The sequence below is a fragment of the Streptomyces sp. NPDC055140 genome (assembly GCF_053607285.1).
On record NZ_JBSGTG010000086.1, the window covers coordinates 1 to 7,184 of the forward strand.

9 protein-coding genes are annotated in these 7,184 nt (G+C 68.7%); 1 reads left to right on the forward strand and 8 read right to left on the reverse strand.

Going from position 1 to position 7,184, the window contains the following annotated elements:
• The 8 genes from ACWFR4_RS47040 to ACWFR4_RS47075 form a co-directional block, all read right to left on the reverse strand.
• Positions 1-743 (reverse strand): glycoside hydrolase family 15 protein (locus ACWFR4_RS47040; RefSeq protein ID WP_453657913.1); only part of this gene is annotated, 743 nt, incomplete at its 3' end.
• A 396-nt stretch (positions 744-1,139) separates the two neighbouring features.
• Complete coding sequence (locus ACWFR4_RS47045; RefSeq protein WP_453657915.1) at positions 1,140-1,757, reverse strand: hypothetical protein; 618 nt, start codon at positions 1,755-1,757, stop codon at positions 1,140-1,142.
• Positions 1,758-1,876: 119 nt separating this feature from the next.
• Positions 1,877-2,302, reverse strand: coding sequence for a hypothetical protein (locus tag ACWFR4_RS47050; RefSeq protein WP_453657917.1), 426 nt, complete (start codon positions 2,300-2,302; stop codon positions 1,877-1,879).
• A 110-nt stretch (positions 2,303-2,412) separates the two neighbouring features.
• On the reverse strand, positions 2,413-3,036 hold the full coding sequence (locus ACWFR4_RS47055; protein WP_453657919.1) for a GTP-binding protein: 624 nt from the start codon (positions 3,034-3,036) through the stop codon (positions 2,413-2,415).
• Positions 3,014-3,376, reverse strand: a complete 363-nt coding sequence (locus ACWFR4_RS47060; protein WP_453657921.1) for a DUF742 domain-containing protein — start codon at positions 3,374-3,376, stop codon at positions 3,014-3,016. Before ACWFR4_RS47060 ends, ACWFR4_RS47055 begins: the two co-directional genes overlap by 23 nt.
• Position 3,377: 1 nt before the next feature.
• Entirely contained in the window at positions 3,378-3,836 is a 459-nt protein-coding gene (locus ACWFR4_RS47065; RefSeq protein ID WP_453657923.1) for a roadblock/LC7 domain-containing protein, read from the reverse strand.
• A 31-nt stretch (positions 3,837-3,867) separates the two neighbouring features.
• On the reverse strand, positions 3,868-5,214 hold the full coding sequence (locus ACWFR4_RS47070) for an ATP-binding protein (protein ID WP_453657925.1): 1,347 nt from the start codon (positions 5,212-5,214) through the stop codon (positions 3,868-3,870).
• Between the two features lie 157 nt (positions 5,215-5,371).
• Entirely contained in the window at positions 5,372-5,875 is a 504-nt protein-coding gene (locus tag ACWFR4_RS47075; RefSeq protein WP_453657927.1) for a hypothetical protein, read from the reverse strand.
• Positions 5,876-6,685: 810 nt separating this feature from the next.
• On the opposite strand from ACWFR4_RS47075, the gene ACWFR4_RS47080 reads away from it, so the two are divergent.
• Positions 6,686-7,184, forward strand: a 499-nt coding sequence (locus ACWFR4_RS47080; RefSeq protein WP_453657929.1) for an ATP-binding protein, incomplete at its 3' end; no start/stop codon positions are given.

A 7,184-nucleotide genomic window follows, 5' to 3' on the forward strand; every position in this document is an offset into this window, starting at 1 on the left:
GGGGCGGCGACGATTCCACCAGTCACCGGGTTCGTCAGCGCCTTGAGCGTGATCAGTGAGCGGATCACGGCGTCGCGGTATGGGCCGCTGTAGGTGCACTGGGCGACCCAGTCCGTCCAGAACTTCTCGGTGGTCTGCAGTGCCTGGTCAGGGTCGAGTAGGGCGGGTGCGGCGTCGTAGGAGGGCTGCCAGCTCAGCGTGAACGCGACGCGTTCGCCTGCGGTGAGGGTGATGTCCGAGCGGGTGGTGAGTGCCTCGCCGTGGGTCTCGGCGTTGGTGTCCAGCCACACGGAGTCGGGGCCGGCGGCCGCGCGGGTCCGCCCGTCGTCGGTCTTGTAGACCCAGGGCACGACCTTGCCGTAGCTGAAGCGCAGACACAGAGTGGAGGCGGCGGTAACGCTGCCCGTGACAGCTTCAACAATCCGGAGCAGTCGCGGCGTTCCACCGCGCGGGGGCATGAAGTCGGTGACCCTGAGTGTGCCGGTCTGGGTGTCCCACTCCGATTCCAGGATCAGCGAGTCGCCACGGTAGTGGCGCCGGTCGGCGGGCGGAGGGCTCGCGTCTGTTCCCGTCGTCGGGCCGATGCGCCAGAAGCCGTTGTCGGAGGTGCCGAGGAGACCGGCGAAGACAGCACTGGAGTCGAACCGGGGCAGGCAGAGCCAGTCGATGGCTCCGTCCCGGCCGACCAGTGCAGCCGTTTGTAAGTCGCCGACGAGTGCATAGTCCTCAATGCGACCAGCCATGAAAGTCCGTTCTGCGAGATTAGGTCCCGGCCTGCTAGGGCCGGATGGACCGTGTTGGATATGTGGTTGCGGTGCAGGTCGGTGCACGCGGGGGTGGCCGCTGGTGCTGCGGTCTTGAGAAGAACCCTGCGAAGGCCGGGTCAGTGCTTCAGCACGGTCGAGGCTCAGTGAGGGCCGGGGAGTTGGGCAGCCAGGATGACCACCGTCATGGCGAGTACGAAGGTCGCCACCCTGGCGAGGTTCTTGCCAGTCATGGCATCCTCACAGGCTCACGGCCGACGTCGAGCGGGGAGAAGAGGTCAGTGCACGGCCAGTTGGCGGCCCTCACCATGTTGTGCACGGTGGGGGTGTTGCTCAAGTCGAACGGCGGCGTCTTGGGCGTCCTTCGCATCGCGGTCATCCGCACACCGGACCCGGGACGTCTCCCGCGAGTACGGTGGGGCCCACGCGGGTCCGCAGTTTGGCCGTCGACAGCGTGGTTTCGTCGAGGGTGACGTCGCGCAGTTCCCGCATCAGGTGGCGGGCGACGACCCGGTGGATGGCGTCCTCTTCAAGCCGCACGACCTGGTCGAGCAGGGGCGGCTCGGTGGGCGAGTACACCGTGCCACGGACGCCGATGATCTTCGCCTGCCGTACCCGTACTGCGATGAACCCCCGCTGCAGGACGTGGCAGGCGTCCAAGGCGCGGAAGGCGTCCGTGCGGCACACCGCAGGGGTGGCGGTTGCGATGTCCCTGGGGAAGGTCAGGGTCGCGCGAGTTTCGGCGTCCACGTGCAGCAGCCACAGCACGCCCCGCTCATCGCGGTCCGGCTCGCCCTCGCACACCCCGCACTTCGGGCTTGCTTCCATCACCTCGCGCTGCCGCGCGGGATGGTGCTGGGCCATTTGGACAGGGCCGGTCGGTGATCCGCCCCATCGCTCCCACAGGACACCGTCGCTGTCGCGGTCCTTGGGACGTTCGTCTGCGTAGTAGACGTGCCCTTGTTCGTTGAAGAACACGTCGACGTCGCACATGAACTCATCCCCGCGGGGGGCAATGTAGAGACGGCTCCGCTGGGCCACCTGCAACGCAGTGGTGGCGGTACCGCCTGAGGCGGGCGGAAGGCTGGGGGGTTGCACGGGACTCTCCTGGGTCAGGAAGCGAGGATCCGCTTGCCGAGGGCATGCAGGGTGAGCTGAAGGAGCAGGGGAGCGGTGATGACGCGTTCGTAGGAGTGCCAGCGGATCCACCGGGCTTTGTCGTCGGCCGGGGGTGTGCCGGGCGGCGGCGGGAGCGTGATCGTGGAGCCGCCGCTCAGGTATCGGACATGGGCGGGCCAGCTCAGGTCGCCCGACTCCTGGGGAACGAAGAACACCCAGCCGTCCGCGAGCGCGGCGACGGCGCCCACCGGGTCGACCGGATGCCGGCCGATGGTGGCGATGGCGTCGTGAGCCAGGGATTCGGGCACGACGACGGCATCGAGGCCGTGGCCGACGGGGAAGCTGCCGCCACTGTGCAGCTGCAGAAGGTCGGCGAGTCCGGACTCGAGCGATAAGCCGCGAGCCCGGCGAGGGATCACCTCGGCCCCCTCGCAGAGACGGAGGGCATGGAGCGGTCTCCGGAGTGTCCAGGCCGAGGCGTTGCAGTAGATGGAAGCGGGCGTCGGCTGCAGGGTGTGGGGGTCGGGGATCACGGGCGGGCTCCGAGGACGGGGGGCGGGGAGGCGGGCAGGCGGAACAGCGCATGGCGGACGAGGTCCTTGAGGACGTCGAGCACAGACTGCCGATCGCGGGCGTCGCAGGCGACGACCGGAACGCTGCTATCCAGGTCCAAGGCGTCGCGGACCTCGTCGAGCAGGTAACGGGGAGCGCGGTCGAACAGGTTCACGGCGACGAGGAAGGGCAGTTGCTGGGCCTCGAAGTAAGCGACCACGGCGAAGGCGTCTTCCAGGCGGCGGGTGTCGACCAGAACCACGGCGCCGACCGCGCGATGGGAGAGGTCGTCCCAGATGGTGTTGAAGCGGTCCTGTCCGGGAGTGCCGAACAGCATCAGCACGATGTCTGCGCGTCCCGGGGCGGGGAGGGTGAGCCTCCCGAAATCCATGGCTACGGTCGTGGTCTTCTTGGACTCCACCCCCTCCAAGGCGTCGATGCCCTCGCTAGCCTGGGTTATCGCTTCCTCAGTGGAGAGGGGCTGTACCTCGCTGACCGCACCGACCAGGGTCGTCTTGCCGGTGCCGAAGCCTCCGGCCACAACGATCTTGACTTTGCGCAGGCCTGGGGTCGGGGGCTCAGAGGGCGCGTAGACCGACAAGGACGGCCTCCATGAGTTCTCGGTCAGGGCGACGGCCGGCGTCGCGTTCGGCGATGGCCAGGGCACGGACATGCAGCAGATCGGAGGCGAGGATCTTGGCGACCTGGACGGGCTGGCCCAAGTGTGCGGCGAGCTCAGCGACCGCCCGGGGCGTCGCACACAGCAGGCGGATCCGCTCGCCCTCCGGGCCGAGCTCGACGTCGGCCGGAGCCGGGCGGGCGGCCAGCAGAGTGTCCAGCTGCAGCGGGTACTCGGAGTGGGTGCGCCCGCCCGTGAGCGTGTAGGGCCGAAGCAGTGAACTGCCCGCCGGGACGGCCGCGTCCTGGTGAGGTCGGGCCACGTCACTGGACCGGCCGGTGAGTAACGGGGTCCGAAGCGCTTGGTGCGGTGCGGACAGGGTTGAGCAGATGTGCGCGCATCCTCTCGATCCACTGGATCATCTCGTAGCCGACCAAGCCCGCATCGGCCGCCGTGCTGGTGCGCACGGCCAGCAGCGCACCGACCATGTTGGGGACCTGCTCCGGGCCGTCCGCCCGCATGATGAACAGGGCGCCGGAGTCGTGTTCGATGGCAGTCTGCTGCACCTGGCCCGGCGCTTTCAGGAAGACCCCGCTCGCCAGGGACGCGAGCCCGCTGACCCCCGCGGCCAGCGTGTCGGCGTCCGTCACCGAGAGCCCATGGAACTCGGTGACCAAGCCGTCGGACGTGACGAGGACAGACGCGACTACGCCGGGGACGCGGTCGACGAAGTCCGCCAGCATCTGACCCAGGGCGCTCAACTTGTTGGTGTGCTGTGGCATGGAGATCTCCAGATGAAGGGGGGAGGGGCGGTCACTCGCCGGCCCGGCGATGCGGGGCCGCCTGCTGGGCTCCCGCGCGATACTGCGCCAGGAATCCGGCCGAGGGACCTCTGCTTGGCACGGGCGCAGCGGCGGGGCGGCCAGTTGTTTCACCGGGGGGCGTCTTGGCCGGGCGGCGGGGCAGGGGGGTCCGACCCTCGGTCGGAGTCTCCGCGGCATGCGGACGCGCGGCAGGTGCGTCACCCGAGACCGGCTGCGGTGCTCCCGCAGCCTGCGACCTCCCGTAATGGCCGTTTTGGAGGGAGAAGGGTGGTTGCCCCTCGTGTGGCACCGAGCACTTCGTCGGCGCGGGCCCACTCTGGTCCGGCGGAAGGGGAGCGGTCATCAGGACGGTGCGGGGGATGAGCGTAAAGGCGGTCACTCCGGGGCCATCATCGTTCACCTGCAACTGGACCCGGAGACCCCAGCGCTGGGCGAGCTGACCGGTGACAACCAACCCGATACGTCCTGCTCGTAGGTGGGCGTATACGTCCACGGTGTGCGGCGCGGCCAACTGCTCGTTCAGCTGGTACATCCGCGCGGGCTCTATGGACATGCCCTGGTCGCGGACGGCAATCAGCAGGCCGTCCTGCTGCTCGGTGGCAATCAACTGCACCTTGGTCCGGGAGTCGGAGAACCGGATCGCGTTCTCCAGCAGTTCGGCCAGCAGGTGGACGACGCTGGGGCCCACATGCCTGGGGAAGGCGAGCGTGTCCGGTGGTGTTGTGACCCGAACCCGGTCGTACCGCTCGACCTCCTCGACCGCCTGACGGAGCGCGGTGGCCACCGACAGGGGCTCGCGAGGGCGACCGGCGAGGCCTTGACCACCGAGGATCGCAATGTTCTCCGTCGACCTCCGCAATTGGGTTACCAGATGGTCGACACGGAACAAGCCGTCGAGGATGTCGGGGTCCTCGACGCTGTTCTCCGCCTCGTCGAGGGCCTCCAGAGCTCGGCTCACCAGTGTGTTCTGCCGCTGGGCAATGGTCCGCAGCAGATCCGTCTGCGCGCGCTGCCCGAGCACGCCCTGCTGCTGGAGATGTGCTGCACGGCCGATGGCCTGGTCCACCTCGGCGCGAGCGAGGCAAAGCTGCTGCTCCACGGCGAGTGCCGGGTCGGCGCTCAGCGAACCTGTGAACTCCGGAAGGGCTGCCGGCACGTCGTTGAGGACGCCCTTCTCCACCCGCTCCAGGGCTGCACTGATCGCGGTGCGCAGGTCTGCGACGCCGCTCACTGCGTTCTCCAGCCCTGCGTCGGAGCCCTCAAGGGCGGCATCGGCGCGACGAACGCCGTCCCACGTGAACCCGATCCAGGCCACAGCGGCGCTGGGCACGGCCACGGAGAGAGGGACGTGCGCGGCCTGGTGTGCAGCCCAGGCGGCGCACGCCGCGACGCCGGTTCCCAGCATCGGTCGCAGGGCCAGCCCTCGAAGCGAAGCCTGAGTCAACGGCGCCGATCCGGCTGCGCGGCGCCGGAGTTGAGTCGGGCGGCGGTGGTCAGACATGCGCTACCTCACGGCTGCGCGCCCAGCGGGCGTCGGCGGGTGGCAGGGGGAATCGGTGGGCGAGGGGCCACCAGCCGCGCGGCATCCGCAGCTTTGCAGGGCGAGCGCCTTCGGAGCGGACATGGACGAGTAGGTCCTGGACGCTCTCGGCGGCCATCACCAGGTGGATCCGCGATTCCATGTGGCCAAGGGGGCGGGGCAGCCGGCCCACACGCCGCGCCCGGCTGAACCTCACATCCGCCTCGGCGTCGGCGCTGACAGCCCGGAGAAGGCCCTCGAGATGGTCGGAGAACCGAATGAGGAGCTGATCGACCTCGGACTGCTGGGCCGGGAGCGGCCGGTCGTCGCCGAGTACCAGGTGGACGTCGCGCTCCGCGTTGATGACGAGCGAGCGGGCGTTCAGGACGGACTCTTTGCCCGCCGTGCGCGTCCACCACCAGGAGTAGGCCACCGTGGCGGGCCGAGCGCGCCGAGGGGCGGAGGTGGTGAGGGTCATCGGAACTCCCGGGGGACGGGGCAGCTGTTTCGGATGCGGAACGCATCTGGAACTAAGCGTGATCGCCTCGTCGTCGCAGCGGTACGCCAAAGCGTGGCCACCTCATGGCCATGTCGGGGGCCCTTCGACGTGCTCCCTGCCCTCCTTGTCACGTTCACCCGGGGTGCGAATAGGTAGAAAACGCCCATCGTTGAGTCCCTGCGCGGCGTGCTCAGGGCTTGGCCATCTCGTAGCCACCTTCCCTGAACCGCTTGACAGCATCGACCCAACTGCGTCGACCCAGAGAGGAGTTTGTGGGGTTTCAGGCGTCATGTCGCTTCCGACTTTTGCCTCATCCGAGGCGTCCCCGCCTCCAGACCATGCGCCGCAGTGGACCCGAGCACGATTTCCGAAGGCGATTCGGTGGCATCGACGACTACGCGGACAAGGACTGCCGGAAGCGTCGTCGAAGACACTCCTGGCTTCGACCCGGGTCCCGATCGAGCCCCCCGCGAAACCGATCCCGGTGAACTCCCCTCCGTACGTGCCTGATCGACGTTCCGCCACCTCCACGCCGGTGACGGCCCGTGTCGCGGCAAGCCCCTATCCCACGGAAGGCAGATCTCTTCCCCCTGGCAGTTCCAGCCGCGGTGCGTGGTCGACGGGACGCCTCAGCTCTCCCGGGGCCCACGAGCCGGATCTGCACAGGCGAGATGGCCACAACGTGGCCAGGGTTTGGCGTACCGGTGGAACGGCCCGTCGGCCAGGGTTGGTGGCGGGCCGGAATTCCGGCCCGCGCCACAAGGCGTCTCGAAACGCAAGGAGACGAAGGTGCCGCCGACAGCAGCCGAACTGATCCGGGAACTCACCCTGGGGCAACTGGTCGACCACCACGCCTTCGCACTCGCCTCGAAGGCGGAACCACTGACGTGGGCCCGCGAGACGGTCCGCAAGCTACTCAGAGACCGGACCGACCAGGGCCGGATAGACGACACGGTGCTGGTCGTCACTGAACTCCTCACCAACGCAATCCGGCACGCGGGCGGGCCTGTATCTCTCACCCTCGACCTCTACGAGAAGGGCGTCACCGTGGGCGTCGTTGACCGCGGAAGGGATACCACTGCCATTCCGACCGCTCCCGTCAGTTTTCTTGCCGGCCTGCAGGACGAGGCGGCGGCCACTATCGGCGGAGAGGACCTGCCCGAGACGGGCCGGGGCCTGTACCTGATCTCCGCGTTCGCCAACGGCTGGGGGGTCGCGCGCATCAGGGACGTGGACGGCAACACCTACGTGGACTATCTGCTCGCCTACGGCAGCGCCGTCCTGGGCC